General features: G+C 67.3%; 17 protein-coding genes and 2 pseudogenes. 13 read left to right on the top strand and 6 right to left on the bottom strand.

Annotated features, from left to right (window positions below):
- Positions 1–42: 42 nt before the first annotated feature.
- From ACWGN5_RS40150 to ACWGN5_RS40115, 8 genes are all read left to right on the top strand, one after another.
- Positions 43–3,597, top strand: coding sequence for a DUF6531 domain-containing protein (locus ACWGN5_RS40150; protein WP_453523452.1), 3,555 nt, complete (start codon positions 43–45; stop codon positions 3,595–3,597).
- A gap of 10 nt (positions 3,598–3,607) precedes the next feature.
- The gene (locus ACWGN5_RS40145; protein WP_453523450.1) at positions 3,608–4,882 is read left to right on the top strand and encodes an ISL3 family transposase; all 1,275 of its coding nucleotides are present in this window, start codon (positions 3,608–3,610) and stop codon (positions 4,880–4,882) included.
- A complete protein-coding gene (locus tag ACWGN5_RS40140) occupies positions 4,809–5,219 on the top strand; it encodes a hypothetical protein (protein WP_453523461.1) in 411 nt (136 codons plus the stop codon). Before ACWGN5_RS40145 ends, ACWGN5_RS40140 begins: the two co-directional genes overlap by 74 nt.
- Before the next feature lie 111 nt (positions 5,220–5,330).
- The gene (locus ACWGN5_RS40135; RefSeq protein WP_453523448.1) at positions 5,331–5,615 is read left to right on the top strand and encodes a DUF3027 domain-containing protein; all 285 of its coding nucleotides are present in this window, start codon (positions 5,331–5,333) and stop codon (positions 5,613–5,615) included.
- A 38-nt stretch (positions 5,616–5,653) separates the two neighbouring features.
- Entirely contained in the window at positions 5,654–6,499 is an 846-nt protein-coding gene (locus ACWGN5_RS40130; RefSeq protein ID WP_453523446.1) for an RHS repeat-associated core domain-containing protein, read from the top strand.
- Positions 6,496–7,176, top strand: coding sequence for an Lsr2 family DNA-binding protein (locus ACWGN5_RS40125; protein ID WP_453523444.1), 681 nt, complete (start codon positions 6,496–6,498; stop codon positions 7,174–7,176). Before ACWGN5_RS40130 ends, ACWGN5_RS40125 begins: the two co-directional genes overlap by 4 nt.
- A gap of 295 nt (positions 7,177–7,471) precedes the next feature.
- Entirely contained in the window at positions 7,472–7,723 is a 252-nt protein-coding gene (locus tag ACWGN5_RS40120) for a hypothetical protein (protein ID WP_453523459.1), read from the top strand.
- Positions 7,711–8,094 (top strand): hypothetical protein, encoded by a 384-nt coding sequence (locus ACWGN5_RS40115; protein WP_453523457.1) that lies wholly within the window; start codon positions 7,711–7,713, stop codon positions 8,092–8,094. Before ACWGN5_RS40120 ends, ACWGN5_RS40115 begins: the two co-directional genes overlap by 13 nt.
- 4 nt (positions 8,095–8,098) lie before the next feature.
- Here ACWGN5_RS40115 and ACWGN5_RS40110 read toward each other — a convergent pair whose 3' ends face one another.
- The 3 genes from ACWGN5_RS40110 to ACWGN5_RS40100 all read right to left on the bottom strand — a co-directional run bounded on the left by ACWGN5_RS40110 (position 8,099) and on the right by ACWGN5_RS40100 (position 9,356).
- Positions 8,099–8,353 (bottom strand): DUF7660 family protein, encoded by a 255-nt coding sequence (locus tag ACWGN5_RS40110; RefSeq protein ID WP_453523442.1) that lies wholly within the window; start codon positions 8,351–8,353, stop codon positions 8,099–8,101.
- A 516-nt stretch (positions 8,354–8,869) separates the two neighbouring features.
- The gene (locus ACWGN5_RS40105; protein WP_453523440.1) at positions 8,870–9,064 is read right to left on the bottom strand and encodes a hypothetical protein; all 195 of its coding nucleotides are present in this window, start codon (positions 9,062–9,064) and stop codon (positions 8,870–8,872) included.
- A 100-nt stretch (positions 9,065–9,164) separates the two neighbouring features.
- Entirely contained in the window at positions 9,165–9,356 is a 192-nt protein-coding gene (locus ACWGN5_RS40100; RefSeq protein ID WP_453523438.1) for a hypothetical protein, read from the bottom strand.
- On the opposite strand from ACWGN5_RS40100, the gene ACWGN5_RS40095 reads away from it, so the two are divergent.
- On the top strand, positions 9,355–9,804 hold the full coding sequence (locus ACWGN5_RS40095) for a hypothetical protein (protein ID WP_453523436.1): 450 nt from the start codon (positions 9,355–9,357) through the stop codon (positions 9,802–9,804). The genes ACWGN5_RS40100 and ACWGN5_RS40095 overlap by 2 nt on opposite strands.
- 106 nt (positions 9,805–9,910) lie before the next feature.
- Here the strand turns inward: ACWGN5_RS40095 and ACWGN5_RS40090 are convergent.
- A pseudogene (locus ACWGN5_RS40090) lies at positions 9,911–10,030 on the bottom strand (IS5/IS1182 family transposase); the annotation flags it as partial.
- A gap of 51 nt (positions 10,031–10,081) precedes the next feature.
- Between ACWGN5_RS40090 and ACWGN5_RS40085 the strand changes: the two are divergent.
- Complete coding sequence (locus tag ACWGN5_RS40085; protein WP_453523434.1) at positions 10,082–10,807, top strand: hypothetical protein; 726 nt, start codon at positions 10,082–10,084, stop codon at positions 10,805–10,807.
- Here ACWGN5_RS40085 and ACWGN5_RS40080 read toward each other — a convergent pair.
- Positions 10,808–11,461: pseudogene (locus ACWGN5_RS40080) on the bottom strand (IS5 family transposase); the annotation flags it as partial.
- A gap of 71 nt (positions 11,462–11,532) precedes the next feature.
- Between ACWGN5_RS40080 and ACWGN5_RS40075 the strand changes: the two are divergent.
- The gene (locus ACWGN5_RS40075; protein ID WP_453523432.1) at positions 11,533–13,134 is read left to right on the top strand and encodes an ISL3 family transposase; all 1,602 of its coding nucleotides are present in this window, start codon (positions 11,533–11,535) and stop codon (positions 13,132–13,134) included.
- Between the two features lie 408 nt (positions 13,135–13,542).
- Here ACWGN5_RS40075 and ACWGN5_RS40070 read toward each other — a convergent pair whose 3' ends face one another.
- The gene (locus ACWGN5_RS40070; protein ID WP_453523430.1) at positions 13,543–13,998 is read right to left on the bottom strand and encodes a hypothetical protein; all 456 of its coding nucleotides are present in this window, start codon (positions 13,996–13,998) and stop codon (positions 13,543–13,545) included.
- Positions 13,999–14,625: 627 nt separating this feature from the next.
- On the opposite strand from ACWGN5_RS40070, the gene ACWGN5_RS40065 reads away from it, so the two are divergent.
- Positions 14,626–15,422, top strand: a protein-coding gene (locus tag ACWGN5_RS40065; RefSeq protein WP_453523454.1) for an IS5 family transposase whose coding sequence is annotated in 2 segments (ribosomal slippage) — positions 14,626–14,961 and positions 14,964–15,422 — 795 coding nt in all. Because the reading frame shifts where the segments join, the coding sequence is not laid out codon by codon here.
- A gap of 64 nt (positions 15,423–15,486) precedes the next feature.
- Positions 15,487–16,086 (top strand): SMI1/KNR4 family protein, encoded by a 600-nt coding sequence (locus ACWGN5_RS40060; RefSeq protein ID WP_453523428.1) that lies wholly within the window; start codon positions 15,487–15,489, stop codon positions 16,084–16,086.
- Positions 16,087–16,246 lie beyond the last annotated feature (160 nt).

The following is a 16,246-nucleotide window of genomic DNA, read 5'->3' as shown; positions in this document are numbered from 1 at the left end:
ACGGCCGCGATGGAGGAGGCGGTCGGCCATGTCGTCTCGGTGATGACCGAGCCGGTCGTGGCAGCGCTGGAGAACATGGCGGCGGACCTGGTCGTGCAGGTGAGCATGGACGCGCTGGGCGTCCAGAACGGCGTCGACCTCGACCAGACGAAGCAGGCCGGCAAGGACGGCTTCGACGAGGGGGTGCAGGGCGCCAACGAGGGTTTGAACCTCGCCTCCGCCGGCGGCGGCCGTGGCGGCGCTGGGTGCAAGGGCTTCCACATCGAGCACGACGAGCACGAGCAGGCCGGCACGAAGCTGAACGGCGTGAGCACCGGCATCCACGGCAAGACGGCCGGCAAGCTCACCCGGGCGAAGTCGGCCCAGGGCCGCAACAGGGGCCGGGACGACATCGCCGACGCCCTGGACCCGGTCATCGAGAAGGCCATGGGCGCACTGGTGAAGTCCGCGAAAACCATGGGCGACCACGTCGGCAAGACGCTCCCCAAGGCCGTCAAGCAGATATCCGTCGACCACAAGAACAACGACGACAACATCCGCGATCGCCTCGCCGGCCAGCGAAAGGGCGACCACGACATTTTCAGCGGCGACCGCAATGGCGGTGGCCCCCGACGTGATCACGGGGGAAAAGGCGACAACAGGAAGCCCCCCAAGGGGCTGAACAGCGCGAAGGACGAACCACGCCGCCACGCGATCCCCGAAGGCAAGAAGCGGTGCAAGAACGACCCGGTCGACATAGCGACGGGCGAGATGATTCTCACGCACACCGACCTGTCGCTGCCCGGGGTCTTGCCACTCGTCCTGCGTCGAACCCATCTGTCCGGATGCCGCTTTGGACAGTGGTACGGCCACAGCTGGGCCTCCACACTGGACGAGCGCGTCGAACGCGACCTGGCATCGCCGGGAGCCGTCTGGGCACGGCAGGACGGCTCCCTCCTCGTCTACCCAGCTCTGCCGCAGGATGGGGGAGAGCCGGTGGCCCCGCTGGAGGGACCGCAGCTCGAACTCGCCCACCACGGCCAGCGCGAAGATGAGACGACCTACCGGGTCACTGACCACCGAAGCGGACTGACCCGGTTGTTCACCGGCAGCCCCTACCGTGCATCGACCGCGTACTGGCTGACGGGCATCGAAGACCGTAACGGCAACCGGATCACCATCTCCCGCAGGCCAGACGGCGCACCGACCATGGTGACCCACACCGGCGGATACACCGCACGCATCACCACCGAAGACGGCCGGGCCACCGCCCTGCACCTGCACACGCCCACCGGCCTGGTCGAGATCCGCCGCTATGGCTACGACGAAGCGGGCCTGCTGTCGGACATCTTCAACGAGTCCGGCCTCCCGCTGCGCCTCGCCTATGACACGGACGGGCGGATCATCTCGTGGACCGACCGCAACGACTCAACCTTCCGCTACGTCTACGACTCGACCGGCCGCGTGAAGGCCACAGTGGGCCCTGATGGCTTCCTGTCGTCGAAGTTCGCCTATGACATCCATCCGCAGACCGGTCATCCCCAGACCCGCTACAGCGATTCCGTGGGCGCCACGACCATCTTCCAGATGAACGAAGCGCTGCAGGTTGTCGCTGAGACCGACCCTCTCGGTCACACCAGTCACTTCGCCTTCGATGCCCGCGACGAGCTGATCACCCAGACCGACGCGGCCGACGGCACCATCCGCTTCGAACGGGACAACCAGGGCGACCTCATCGCCGTGATCGCTGCCGACGGCGTGCGCACCACAGCCACCTACAACGACCTTCATCTGCCCACGGAGATCACCGAACGCGGCGGTACCGTAAGCCGCTTCACCTACGACGAGCGGGGAAACCGGGTCACCGTCGTCGAACCGGCCGGGGGTAGCACCCACTACACGCACAACGAGCACGGCCACTTGATCGGTATCGTCAACGCGGCCGGGGACCGGACCACCATCCGTACCGACCGCGCGGGCCTGCCGGTGCAGATCATCACCGCAGACGGAGCCCATGCCGTCTTCGTCAGGGATCCCTTCGGCCGGATCGTCGCCGCCACGGACGCGCTCGGCGGCACTCTCAAACAGGGCTGGACCATCGAAGGCCGGCCCTCCTGGCGGGAACTGCCCGATGGTACCCGCGAAGAGTGGACCTGGGACCCGGAAGGCAACCTCGCCACCCACACCGACCGGATGGGTCGCACCACCACCCACTCAACCACCCACTTCGACCTGCGTTCCACTACCCTCACCGCAGACGGAGCCGATCACCGCTTCACCCACGACACCGAACTGCGCCTGGCCAAGGTCACCAACGCGCAAGGCCTCGAGTGGCACTACACCTACGACGCGGCGGGCCGGCTCATCGCCGAGACCGACTTCGACGGCCGCACGCTGATCTACGAGCGCGACCCCCTGGGCCGCGTCACCCGCCGCACGAACGCCGCCGGACAGAGCCTGACCTACGAGCGCGACCACCTCGGCCGCGTCACCCGTCTCGCCCACGACGACGGCACCGCGGCCTCCTTCGCATACGACGCCTCCGGCTACCTGGTGCGCGCCACCACCCAGCACGCCGACATCACCTTCGAGCGGGACACCGCGGGCCGGACCGTGTCCGAAACGGTCAACGGACGCACCCTCACCCACGCCTACGACGCCATGGGTCGGCCCATCCACCGTCGCACCCCCTCCGGAGCCATCTCCCTCATCGAGTACACCACCGAGGGACTCGCCCGCTACCAGGCTGGCGACCACACCTTCCACTTCACACGTGACGCACTCGGCAGGGAAACCAGACGAATCCTGGGATCCCTTACCCTGCAGCACTCCTGGGACCCGGTCGGGCGCGTCACCAGCCAGACCGCGGCCCACGATCTCATTCCGCTTCTCGACCGGGCCGCCACGTATCAGGCTGACGGAACCCCCGTACAGCTCCACGACAACCGCACCGGCACACGGACCTACACCCTCGACCCCGCCAGCCGGATAACCGCCGTAGACGCGGACGACTGGCACGAACAGTACGCATACAACGCCGCAGGCGACCTGGCACACACCAACCTCCCACCCCGCGCCCCCGGCCAGGAAAGCGCCGGCGACCACACCTACACCGGCAGCCGACTCATACGCGCCGGACGCACCGCATTCACCTACGACGCCCAGGGCCGCACCATCCAATGTCAGACCCGCACCCTCAGCGGCAAGACCCTGACCTGGCGCTTCACCTGGAACGCCGAAGACCGCCTCACCCGCGTCATCACCCCCACCGGCGACCAGTGGGACTACCACTACGACGCCTTCGGCCGCCGCATCGCCAAACAGCAGACCACCGCGGACGGCCACACCACATCCTTCATCACCTACACCTGGGACGGCGGCCAGATCGCCGAACAGTACGACGGCACCACCACCCTCACCTGGGACTACCTCGGCCTACAGCCCCTCGTCCAACGAGAAGCGCGCGGAGCCACCCAAGGCGAAACCGACCGCAGGTTCTTCGCGATTGTCAACGTACACGTGAACGTGGCTCTGGCAAGATTTTCGTACGCGGAGATCATCCCGGTGACACGGTCGGCCGGTCCGCGTAACGGGCAGCCTGTGGTTGTGCTCTGTTGAACTAGCGAGCATGTTACCGCAGTTGGCGGATGTGCAGGTCGTGTCGGTTGATGTCTCTGATGCTGGTGTGGCGGTTCACGCCCGTACGAGGTCCGGTGTTCCCGCACGATGTACGGGATGCGGCTGGCCCAGCGAGTGGTGCCACAGCCGCTACGTTCGGCGCCTTGCCGACGTCTCTCTTGGGGACCGGCCCCTGCGTATCGACCTGTCCGTACGCCGTCTGTACTGCGAAAACGTGACGTGTCCGAAGGAGACCTTCGCAGAGCAGGTGGCGGGGCTGACCGTGCGCTATCAGCGGCGGACACCGCAATTGCAGCGCTTGGTGGAGGACGTCGGTGTGGTGCTGGCCGGCCGGGGCGGTGCCCGGATGCTGCGGATCTTGAACATCAGGCTCTCGCGGTGCACCGTCCTGTCCCAGCTGATGCGGGTGCCGCTCCCGCCGCTGGTGACACCCCGGGTGCTGGGGGTGGACGACTTCGCGCTCTACGGCGACACCTACGCCACCCTCCTGGTCGACGCCACCACTCGGCTCCCACTCACACTTTGGGAGGGACGCGACGCTGAACAGCTCAGCCGCTGGCTCCGCGAGCACCCCGGTGTCGAGGTCGCCTGCCGCGACGGCTCCCTCACCTACCGACAGGGCATCACGGGCGGAGCCCCCGACGCGGTGCAGGTCAGCGACCGATTCCACCTCTGGCAGGGCCTCTCCCGCCGCGTCCAGGACATCGCTTCCGCCCACCGCGGCTGCCTGCCCGCGGCACTGCCCCCGGCCGGCGAGAGTGACATCGCACCGGCCGAGGAGACCACCGAGAACGCCGCGGCCGACACCCGGGCCGGACGCCATGCCCGCAGGCTCTTCGAGGCCGTGCAGGCCCTAACACTGACCGGCCGGAGCCACAGCTCCATGGCTCGGGAACTCGGCCTGGACCGCCGCACCGTCGGCAAATACGCCCGGGCCCGCACCTGGCAGGAAGTGATGCGCCGTCCGCCCCGCAAGCCCTCTACCCTGGACCCTTACCTCGACTACTTGCAACAACGCTGGGACGAGGGACAGCACAGCGCGAAGATCCTGCACCAGGAACTCCAGGCCAAGGGCTACCTCGGCCACTACAAGCGCGTGAAGATGGCCGTCGCGCCCCTCCGGCGGGGCCGGCCTGCCCCTGGACGAACCACGCGAGCGACCTCCCTCCCCACGCGAGGCTGCCCGCTGGATCACCACTCACCCACACCGACGCAACCTCCACATCAACGACCGCCTGCCCCGGCTCCTCAACCGCTGCCCTGAACTCAGGCAGGCTCACGATCTGGTCCGTCGGTTCGCCGTCATGCTCGACAACCGCGACGCGACACCCCTCCCGGGCTGGCTGAACGACCTCGAAGAAAGCGGCCTGGCCTCTCTCGTCGGCCTCGCCGGAGCCCTTCGAGAAGACCGCCATGCTGTCGCCCAGGGAATCACCACCGCTTACAACTCCGGCGTCAACGAAGGCCGCATCACCGACGTCAAACTGCAAAAACGCCTGATGGCCGGCCGTGCCGGCGTCCCTCTCCTTCGTCACCGCGTCGTTCTGATCGCCCACCTCCGCCGCCGCTACGCGGACCTGCCGACCGACCCTTGCAGGTGATGGCTGCGGCGCACTGGGCCGATGACCTGCGGCTCGCAGAAATCAGCTGGCGGCTGGCCGCCGGTTCCGTGCAGATTGACCTTGCCAATTCGGCGAGAGGGTGGGGAACGGATGGCGTTGGGCAGGCCGCAGACGGACGGCAACGCAGACACGGGCGACGACGTCCACAGACGCTGGTTGCAGCAGATCAATCGCTCCACGGGGAGCCCCGGCTACCGGGATGAATGGTTCGACGAGCAATGCGGCGGATGCCGGTTCTGGATCCCGCTGAGCGGAGATCTGGGCCTGGACTGGGGAGCCTGCACCCACGCCGACTCTCGGTTCGACGGGCGCGTGCGTTTTGAGCACGACGGTTGCGAACACTTCTCCGTCCGTGACGATGGCACCTTCGGCTGAAAGTGTCCGTTGGAGGCCGTCCCGATCGTGTCACCGGGATGATCTCCGCGTACGAAAATCTTGCCAGAGCCACGTTCACGCGAACGCCGACAGCGATCATCGCCGACCTCACCGGAAGCCCCAGCGACCTGCTCACACCCGACGGCGTCACCGCCTGGCAGGCCCGCACCACCGCATGGGGCGTCACCCAATGGAACCGCGACGCCGCCGCCTACACCCCGCTACGCCAGCCCGGACAGTACTTCGACCCGGAAACCGGACTGCACTACAACGTCAACCGCTACTACGACCCCCACCAGGGCCGCTACCTCACCCCCGACCCACTCGGCCTCGCCCCGGCCATCAACCACTACACCTACGTTCCCAACCCTTTCACCCTCAGCGACCCGCTCGGCTTGGCCGGCTGCTCCGCCGACCCCACCTGGGGAGGTCGCGTCACCTTTACCCGCGACGCCCACGGTCGTCCCTTTGAGATGAACGCCATCATCACGCGAGACATGCTCGATGAAGGCACTGACGCCAACCGCAGCCTGCGGCCGCCCGGCTTCCTCGGCGGCATACACAACCAGGCACGGGGCCATATGCTCGCCAACCGGCTCGGCGGTTCAGGCGACACCCTCGACAACCTCTTCACCATCACCCAGACCCCCACCAACAGCCCGGACATGCGGCACTGGGAAGACCAGGTCTACCGGGCCGTGGCTGCCGGAAAGATCGTCACCTACAACGTCTACCTCGACTACACCGACGACCTGCCCGACACCGTGCCGAGGTACATCCAGCTCGAAGCATTCGACCAGCATGGCAACCTGCTCTTCGGCGAACCACTCACCAACCCCGCTCACGACCAGCAACAACGCCACCGCCGAGGACTGCGCCCATGACCAGCATCGACCGCCTCATCAGCCTCTGTCCGCCTCCCCAGACCGCACCGTCCACGGACTGGCCTGCTGTCGAACAATCGCTCGGCATGCCGCTCCCGGCGGACTACAAGCAGATCTCCGACACCTACGGACCAGGCACGTTCTGCGGGTTCCTCCACCTCTACCACCCCCACGCGCACACGTCCTGGACCAGCCTCACCGGCCCGATGCCGTCCACGATCCGCACCCAACTCCAGAGGGAACACGAGCAGGCCACCTCGACGCTTCCTGCCGACCCCCAGGACCTGTTTCCCATGGCGGTTACCGATAACGGCGAGTACCTCTTCTGGGTAACCCGCCCAACGGGCAGCCCCAACGAATGGACCATCGCCGCCAACCAGGCCCGCAGCTTCCAGTGGTACACCTATGACGGCGACCTAGCCGGCTTCCTCGCCGCCGTCCTGTCCGGGCAAGAGACCGTCTCCGTTTTCCCCAGCAGCCTCCTCGACCACGGCTCCTTTTTCACACCTCTCGCACCCGCTGCTGATCTCACCGCTGCACAGCCGGAACAGAGCAGCGCCATGGCATCCGCAAGCGACATCCGAGCTTGGGCCCGAGGCCAGGGCTACGAGGTTCCTGACCGCGGCCGCATCCCCACAGAGATCCTCGACGCGTGGCAGCAGGCCCACACCCAGTAGAGATGCGTACGTCGACCTGCTCCGGCTCACGTCAGGGGCACGAGGTAGCCCGGTTGGACGCCGTGGATGGCCGTGATGGCTGTGCCGGAGATGACCCAGATGCTGATGGGTTTCTCACCGGCAGGGATCTGGACGACCTCGTGCACCGGCCCCTTGCTGCCGGGGTTGAGGCCGAAGGCCGGTGCCGTCTGGCCTTTGACGCCACCGGCGACGAGCGCCTGCGCATCAGGGCCTTCGACTACGAGGTCTCCGCCGACACCATCGTCCCGGCCGCCGTCACCCGCCCGGCCGCGCCCTGGTCCCCGGACGGCTGCTGGCCGACATCACCGCCGCCCTCCGCGACGACGTCTACCTCGACCTCGACGGCACCCGCCTCACCCTGCCCACCGGATCCGCCCGCTTCACCCTGCCGCTGCTGTCCCTGGGGGAGTACCCCACGCTCCCCGAGCCCGGCGACGTCACCGGCACCCTGCCGGCTCCGACCTTCGCCGAAGCCGTCGCCCGGTCGCCGGCGCGGTCAGCCGCGAGGAGACCCTGCCGGTCCTGACCGGCGTCGGCCTGCGCCACGACCACGAGGCGTCCACGCTCACCCTCTCGGCCACCGACCGCTACCGCTACGCCGTCCGCACCCGGCCGTGGGAGACGCCGCCCTCCCCGACACCGGTGCGGCCATCCCCGCCGCGCCACCCTCGACGCCGTCAAGGCCGCCGCCGGCGATGCCACCGTCGACCTCGTCCTCCCCTCGCGCAGCGCCCTGTTCGCCCTGCGCGGCGAGCAGCACACCACCACCATCCGCGCCCTGGACGGCGAGCTGCCGAAGTACGCCTCGCTGTTCCCCACCGAGTTCGACCGAAGGGCCCTGTCCCCGCTGTTCTGGACCCACGTGAACCCTTATCTGGACGATTCATGGGGCGGTGATGGCTTATTCGTAGAAACAGGCCGCCCTCAGCATGTCGGCGATCAAGCCCCAGTCGGGCCGGTCGGGAGCAGGCTCTCCGCAGTTGATGAAGTATCCATCCATGTCGTTGGTCCAGGCGCTGAGCGCTTCGAGGTAGCGATCGAGTGATTGGTTCTCCCAACCGTTGGTCTGAACCTCGGCCTCTTGGCTGAGCTGCTTGATGTAAGCAACGAGGTCCGCCCGTGTTCTCACCCAGTTGGTGTCGTTCAGCGAGTTCATGGCGAAGATCTTGCCCGGCGCGCGGTCGAACCTCTAGCTGGTTGTTGGATTGGCTTCCCTCAGCCGGAGGCCTGGTCAGCAGTGTTCGTCAGGGGCGGCTTCGGTGCTCTCTCCGAGGTCTGCGAGCAGGCCGCGGATCCGTTCGGCGATGGCGTTGTGTCGCTCAACTTTGCGGGGCCAGCCGCGTTCGACGGCGTCCTGGGCGAGCTGCTGTTCACGGGCGAGCCGGGACCGCAGGCGCGGTGCGTACTCGCTTGTGGGACAGGTCGGGGAGCTGCTGATGGGCAGTCAAGCGCGGCGCCTACCGCAACCAACCCTGCGGGCGGCCCGCACGACGCCGTCGCCGACCGCAAGCCGCTGCCCTCGAAGCCCGAACAGATGACCCCAGCTGTCCCCGCCGACCACTGATGATCTTCACCGATATCCGCTGTTCCGGCGTTCCCCGCAGCCGGAACCCTCGGCGCGACGCACCTCGTTGCGGGTGGTGCAGCCGTCGGCCGGGTCGAGGTCCGTGTTTCATTGCTTGAACTTCGACCTCTCATACCCGGCGCGGGATTCGTCCGCGAGAGGGATCTGCCCGATCGCGGCGGCGAGGTTCAGCACCTCCGCGGAGACCGGCGTCACCGGTGCGGCGACGGCCGGAGAGGGAAGAGCGATCGGGGTCAGGGCGAGGGAGAGCGCGGCGGTACCGCGCAGCAGGTTCTTGATCACGCACGCAGGGGATAGCGCTACCAGAGGTGCCGGTGTGCGGAACCCGCCGGGGATCCCCCGCGTGGGGGATGGCGGTTCACCGGAGAAACGCTCCGTCTCCCTAGGGGCTGTCCGATGGGTCGTGTGAGCTGATCAGGGCCATGGCATAGGCGCAGATGAGCTTCTCCCGAGGCGCCGTCGTCGGGCTCGCCGGCACGGAGAGCTCGTCGCCAATCCGCCCGTCCTTGCCTGCGTCGACCGGTTGAGGAATTTGGTTGCGGTGGATCAGGCGGATGCGGTCATACTCCGGCATGAGTAGAGACGCTGAGGTCATCGTGCTCGCCCGCTGGGCGGACGAGGTGATGGAACCGCTGACCCAGGACGACCCGGAACGCACGTGGCGAGGTCGCTTCGTCCCGATAGCGGGGCAGTGGGGCTACGAGTTCGGGTGGGCCCTGGAGTTCGAGAAATTGCGTGGCCGCCAGGGCCTGCTCAGCCACCTGGAGTCGCTGCCGTGGCCGCACCCGCACACGGTGCAGGTTCTGCTTCGCGACCAGGACGACGACTGCTTCGGGCTATGGATGTTCCAGGAGGGCCGACTGGTGGAAGTCACCATTCCGCGCACCGAGCGGTTCCACCAGCCGGCACCGCCCAATGAGGACTTCGAACCCTACCCGGGCATGCTGCTGCGCACCGACCAGAACACGGCTCTGCCCGAGCAGACCCCAGAAGCGCGCCGCGACCCCCGCTCACCCTGGTAGACCGAGTTCGGCAGCTCATCTTGGGACGTCAGGGCTGTCGACGAGCGCGGACTCAGCGAACTGCGCCACCACTACCCAGGCGCCAAGGACCTCTCAACGGGGCGTTTCACTGCAGACGGAGCCATAGGCGGATCGCGGCCACGGTGACCGTCCCGTGGAAGACGTACGCCCGTTCGTCGAAGCGCGTGGCGACGGCGCGGAAGTTCTTGAGCCGGTTGATGGTCCGCTAGGTTCTGTCCGGCGGATCTTGACCGGGACACCGCAGTAGGCTGGGGCGGTGCTGCTCCCCACCGTCCCGCGCACCCGCCTGTGTTCCTCCGATCAGCCGGCTATCGACACGCCATTCGGCCCGCTGACCTTCACCACGACGATCGGGAATACCAGCATTCCGCTGCAGCCCGATGAGCTGTTCCAACTGCCGGGTGACCGCACGCTCGCACGCTGGGTAACTCCCGGAGCCCGCGTCGAACTGCTGCTGACCCCGTACGATCCCGAGCTCGACCCCGAGAACTGGGGGCGACTGATCGACTGCCGCGCGGCGGTCTGGCGAATCGACGCCCTCACACCGCTCAGGCGAGTGCAGTTCTCGGCAGGGCTTCCGGAAGGTGCCGACGGAGGGTACGACGGGGGACAGGGACTGGCTGCGGTCACGGTGCAGGACGAGACGACCCGGCTCACTGTTGGAGGCAGTGACGAGGAAGCGATGTGCGGGGCCGCCGACGCAGGAGAGGTACCCCGGCAGTGGGCTGCGCTGATCGACGAGGTCCACAACCAGTCGTTCACCACGTGGGGCGTGGACTACGGCCACTACCGCGGCATGTCCTGGACGCTGCCCCCACTGGAGGCCGGCGACCATTGTGAACTCCCCGTAGTTGCAGCCTGGGCCCCGGCCAACGACGAGAGTGCGAATACCTGGTATGCCGTCATGCCATCGCCAACGGTGCTGCTGAGGCAGGTCACTGCCGAGCTGGCGAAGCGGGCCGATACTCTGGACGCGGGCTGATCACGGTCGGAGCCAGAGGCGTATCGACGCGACGGTGACGGTGCCGTGGAAGACGTAGGCACGCTTGTCATACCGCGTCGCGACGGCCCTGGAGTGCTTGAGTCGGTTAATCGTCCGCTCGACCTCGTTCCGGCGTTTGTACATCTCCTTGTCGAAGCCCGCAGGCCGGCCTCCTCGGCTACCGCGGCGCCGGCGGTTGGCCCGCTGATCCTTCGGCTCCGGGATGGTGTGCTTGATCTGGCGTCTACGCAGGTAGCGGCGATTGCGGCGGGAGCCGTACGCCTTATCGCCGCCGAGATGGTCGGGGCGAGTGCGCGGATGCCCGCCACCTGGGCGCTTGACCCTGATGCGTTCCAGGACCGGGATCAGCTGTGGACTGTCGCCCCACTGACCAGGCGTGATCAGCATGGCCAGGGGACGGCGGCCGCCCTCCCCGGCAAGGTGAATCTTGGAGGTCAGGCCGCCGCGGGACCGGCCGAGGCCTTCGTCGGGGCGGTGCTGCCGAGGCGTCGATCTCCGCTTCGGGATCCGGGGTGTTCTGCGCGGTGCACCGGCAGCATGCTGGTGGGCTCGACAGGAGGTGGAATCCACGCTCACCATGCTCCAGTCGATGCGCCCCTGAAAGTCCGCCTCGGCCTGAACGGCCTGGAGGATGTCGGCGTACACATGAACGGGCTCTGTCGCTGATCTTGTGATGCTGGGCGGCTGAGCTGGGCAGCCTCGAGGTGTGCGGTTCTGGGGGTTTGGTGCGGTTGTTTCCGCATCTGTCGGGTGTGGTGGTGGAGTCGATCTCGCGAGACGCGGGTGTGGTCACGTTTCGTACGCGGGCCCGGGCCGACTCGGCGAGATGCCCGCGGTGCATGTCGCTGTCGTGGCGGGTGCACGGTCGGTACGAACGGCGCCTGGCGGACGCCGCCGCGGGTACGACTCCGACGGTTGTCCGGCTGACGGTCCGCAGGTTCAAGTGCCTCAGTCCTGGATGCCCGACAGTAACCTTCGCCGAACAGATACCGGGCCTGACCAGTCCCCATGCCCGACACACCCCGGTCCTGCGCAAGCTGCTGGCGCGGGTCGCCGAGGCCTTGGCTGGCCGGGCCGGTGCCAGGCTCGCCCGGCGGATGGGAATGCCGGTGGCCAAAGACACCCTGCTTCGGCTTCTTCGTGCGTCCGATCTGGAGGATCCCGGTGCGGTGCGGGTCCTTGGGGTGGACGAGTTCGCCCTGCTCAAGGGCCACAACTACGCGACGCTGCTTGTCGACCTCGAAGCCCGCCGTCCCATCGATGTCCTGCCCGGTCGCGAGGCAGAGACGGTCGCCCGCTGGCTCGAGGGCCATCCGGAGGTGGAAGTCGTCTGCCGCGACCGGGCATCGGCCTATGCCGAGGCGGCCCGGGCGGCTGCACCTCAAGCGGTCCAGATCGCAGACGTCTGGCACCTGTGGAACAACCTCGCCAAAGCCGTCGAACGAACTCTCACCAGCCACTATGCCTGCATCCGTGCCGGTCACGACGCCGCCAGGCCACCCGACGAGGAGACCATGGCGCCACCGCCGGACGGCACATTCGACGTCAACGGACGCCCGCGCCGGATCGTCGGCCGGATCCGCGAACGACACCGCCGCGTCCAAGAACTGCTGGCCCAGGGCCGTTCCCTTCGGGGGATCAGCCGGGACCTCGACCTGGACTATTACGCGGTCCGTCGATACGCACGCACCGCCAACGTCGACGAGCTGCTGGTCAAGGTCACCCAGCGACGGACCCTGCTCGACGACTACAAGCCCTACCTCTACGAACGCTTCACCCAGGGCTGCCGCAACGCCAGCCAGCTCTTCCGGGAAGTCCGTGACCAGGGCTTTCGTGGAGACAGAACGGTCGTCAACCGCTACGTCCGTCAGCTCAAGCAGGGCGTCGAGACGGCACCCCCGGCACCAGCCCTGCCCAAACCGCGGCGGGCACTTCGCTGGGTAATGACGCACCCCGACCGGCTGCGGCCGCATGAAGTGCTCGGCCTCAAGGCCGTCCGGGCTTCTTGCCCCGAGCTCGACACGGCCGTCGAGCACGTCCGCAACTTCGCCATCCTCATGCACGAGCGACGCGGCCAGGACATCTTCGACTGGATCGAACAGGTCCATGATGACGACCTGCCGTCACTGCAACAGTTCGCCCGTGGACTCCTTCACGACCGGGACGCCGTCGTCGCCGGCCTCTCATCAACCTGGAGCTCAGGACAAGTCGAAGGCCAAGTCACCCGGGTCAAGCTGATCAAGCGAGCGGGATACGGCCGAGCCAAACTCGATCTCCTCCGAACCCGAATCCTGCTCAGAACCTGACCACAACCCCATCACAAGATCAGCGACAGAGTCCATTCATCCGTACCTCACTGAGCACTCTCATGAGTACGCGGACACCGGCATGCACATCGACCCTGACGGCGTCCTCGAGCACATCCAATCCGTCCACGACGACCCCGTCGACGTCAGGCCGCACCAAGTCCCAGAACGGCTGTTCGTCCCCCACGAACACCATGCTGGGGAACGGACATCGAGGGCCACACGGGATGTTTAGAACTGACCGTCACGAAATATCCGCCACAGCCTTGAAAATCCCCACCCTTGCTCCTCGGCCCCAGTTGGTTGTAGGGCAACCAACTGGGGCTGTCGCGCTCGGCCGTCTGTTGCTGGACCAGTCAAATGTCATTCTCCGGAGCGTGGCGCCGGCGCATAGGGCTCGATCTCGCGTCAGGGCGGCGGTCCACCCAGCTGACGCCCGAGAGGCTGCTGTGAGGTGTCGAGGGAGTGGCGGGCCGCGTTGACGAAGGCGACTTGCCCGGAGGCAAGTTCGGACATGATCTGTCGGAGCTCGTCGCGGTCCTTGGGGCCTTGGTCGGCAACCATGAGGGCGAGGCGTCCAACGGCCTCGGTCAGGTCTCCAGCGGCGTTGGCGACGTTCGGCGTGGCGACCAGACTGAGCGACGTCAGCGCGGCGTTGAACGGCGCCCAGTCGGCGGTGTTGGAGCGGTCGTCGAGGTATGCCTCTCGCAGTTCGATCTCGATCGTGGTGAACTCACGGAGGTAGGCCCCGTAGGCCGCTGCCTGGGTGTCTCGCAGCCATTGCTGATTCTGGTTGCGGCGGCCGACGACCGCGCCGACCAGGATGCCGGTGACGGTTGCGGCGGCGCCGATGCCAGTGGTCATTATGGCGTCCCAGGGAGCGGACACGGTGGGATCTCCTTCGGCGCTGATGCTGCTCGGGATTGGGCCTAGCAGACGATTCGATCATGGTTGCGGCAGCGTCCGCCAGGTGCACCCGCCCGATACACGTGGTCCTTGCGTGTGGGCGTCACGAGGTGGGGAGCAAGAGCGTGTCTGGGGAACGGCAGAAGCCCGGGTGGGGATTTGCAAAGATCCTCATCACCGCAGGGATGGCCCCGGCGATGTGCTCGCCGGGGGAGTAGTCCCAGACTGTTCCCCACCACCCGCGGGGATGGTCCCGCCGACTCGGCGGGGCTCGGGGTGTTCAGGTCCTGCTCTCTGTACACGCGGGGATGGCCCCTGCTTGAGGTCGAAGGCAACCTGTTCCATGCTCTGCTCCCCGCACCCCGCGGGGATGGCCCCCCCATGATGTGGCTGAGGTAGTACCTCAACCACTGCCCCCCCCCGCATCCTGCGGGGATGGTCCCCTCAAGCGGTGGGAGACCGAGCGCCGGTTACCCTGCTCCCCCCGCCTCGCGGGGATGTTCCGAATATCGCGACCGACCTGGGCGCCGGCACTAAGAGGCCATCTCAACTGGCTTGATCACTAGGCTGACCGCCGTGATGGCCATGGTGGAGCGGTTGGTGCCGGACGGGTTGTGGGAGTTGTTCCAGCGGGTGGTTCCGGCGGCGCCGGTGCGACCGCAAGGTGGGGGACGACGCCGGTATGGAGACCGGCAGGTGCTGGCTGCCATCGTGTTCGTGGCCACGACCGGTTGCACGTGGCGGCAATTGCCGCCGGGCTTCGGCCCGTCCGGGCCGACCGCGCACCGCCGTTTCACCGAGTGGAGCCGGGCCCGAGTGTGGGGCAAGCTGCACCGCCTGGTCCTGGACGAGCTCGGCGCACGCGGCGGACTGGACTGGTCGCGGTGCGCGATCGACTCGGTGAACATGCGGGCTCTCAAAGGGGGGACCTGACGGGTCCGAATCCCGTAGATCGCGGCAAGAAGGGATCAAAGATCCACTTGATCACGGAGCGGACCGGTCTACCCCTCTCCATCGGGATCTCGGCTGCGAACACCCACGACAGCCAGGGTCTGGAACCCTTGGTGCGGGGCATCCCGCCCATCCGGTCCCGCCGCGGGCCGCGCCGCCGCCGACCGGCCAAGCTGCACGGCGACAAGGGCTACGACTTCGACCACCTGCGCACGTGGCTCCGCTCCCGCAACATCACACCGCGCATCGCGCGCCGGGGCATCGAATCCTCCCAGCGCCTGGGCCGTCACCGTTGGACCGTGGAGCGCACGGTGGCATGGCTGTCCGGGTGCCGCCGTCTGCACCGCCGCTACGAGCGCAAGGCCGAACACTTCCTGGCCTTCGCCGGCATCGCCGCCGCCCTGATCTGCTACCGCAGGCTGACAGCCTGACCGGCGAGACCTCCGAGCTGGGATGATCCTGCCGCAAAGACGACACACACCAGCGAGGACCGCCATGACCGACTACCTGGCCGCCGCCATGGCGATGCTCGGCCCGGCCCAGAACCGCTACGCGGACCCTGCCGCCTGGGACCGGCTCCACGAAGAACTCGGCATCCAGCTGCCGACCGACTACCGGACCCTCGTGGACGCATATGCCCCCATCCAGCTCAACGGCCACCTGTATCTGCACCATCCCGCGACCGAACGCTGGAACCTGGGCCAGGACATACGGGACACAGTCCGCGCCTGGTCCGAGGTGTCCTGGGAAGACGTCGACCCGGACGAGGACCCATGCCTGCTGCTCGGTCTCACTGAGTTGAGCTTCGGCACCCGCAACGGACTGTGGCCGATTGCCAGCACCGACCGAGGCGAGACGTTGTTCCTCATGACTGCGGACGACACGGCCCCTTGGCTCCTGGTCGAAGACGGCGAAGGCGGCTGGGCACGATACGACATGAGCTTCGCCGAATGGCTCTACCGCTATCTCATCGGCGAAGACATGGCCGGCCCCAACACCTCCTCCTTCTACCCCGGCCCGGTACAGCTGCGCCGACTTCCGATGACCGCCGACGAACGGCCAGAGCCCTGGAGCGGGCCGGACCGTGGCATGTAACGCTGCCCGCCACAACAGCCGCAGGCACTTCACCAAGTTGCCCGGAGAACCAAACGAGACGATCTCTAAGAACTCCTAACGAAATGATCTTTCAGGTCAGGCGTCGATCTCCCAGTGGAGGGTGCCGGCCTGGGCAAGGGGTTCCAATGCCTCGACGAAG

Source organism: Streptomyces sp. NPDC055815 (assembly GCF_053616475.1).
This window is presented reverse-complemented; position numbering and strand designations above follow the sequence as displayed.

What these genes read in the sequence shown, in the direction of transcription:
- ACWGN5_RS40150 (WP_453523452.1), top strand. Translation starts at nt 43, where the DNA reads ATGACCGAGCCGGTCGTGGCAGCGCTGGAGAACATGGCGGCGGACCTG.
- ACWGN5_RS40145 (WP_453523450.1), top strand. Translation starts at nt 3,608, where the DNA reads ATGTTACCGCAGTTGGCGGATGTGCAGGTCGTGTCGGTTGATGTCTCT.
- ACWGN5_RS40135 (WP_453523448.1), top strand. Translation starts at nt 5,331, where the DNA reads ATGGCGTTGGGCAGGCCGCAGACGGACGGCAACGCAGACACGGGCGAC.
- ACWGN5_RS40130 (WP_453523446.1), top strand. Translation starts at nt 5,654, where the DNA reads ATGATCTCCGCGTACGAAAATCTTGCCAGAGCCACGTTCACGCGAACG.
- ACWGN5_RS40125 (WP_453523444.1), top strand. Translation starts at nt 6,496, where the DNA reads ATGACCAGCATCGACCGCCTCATCAGCCTCTGTCCGCCTCCCCAGACC.
- ACWGN5_RS40110 (WP_453523442.1), bottom strand. Translation starts at nt 8,353, where the DNA reads ATGAACTCGCTGAACGACACCAACTGGGTGAGAACACGGGCGGACCTC.
- ACWGN5_RS40095 (WP_453523436.1), top strand. Translation starts at nt 9,355, where the DNA reads ATGAGTAGAGACGCTGAGGTCATCGTGCTCGCCCGCTGGGCGGACGAG.
- ACWGN5_RS40100 (WP_453523438.1), bottom strand. Translation starts at nt 9,356, where the DNA reads ATGCCGGAGTATGACCGCATCCGCCTGATCCACCGCAACCAAATTCCT.
- ACWGN5_RS40070 (WP_453523430.1), bottom strand. Translation starts at nt 13,998, where the DNA reads ATGACCACTGGCATCGGCGCCGCCGCAACCGTCACCGGCATCCTGGTC.
- ACWGN5_RS40060 (WP_453523428.1), top strand. Translation starts at nt 15,487, where the DNA reads ATGACCGACTACCTGGCCGCCGCCATGGCGATGCTCGGCCCGGCCCAG.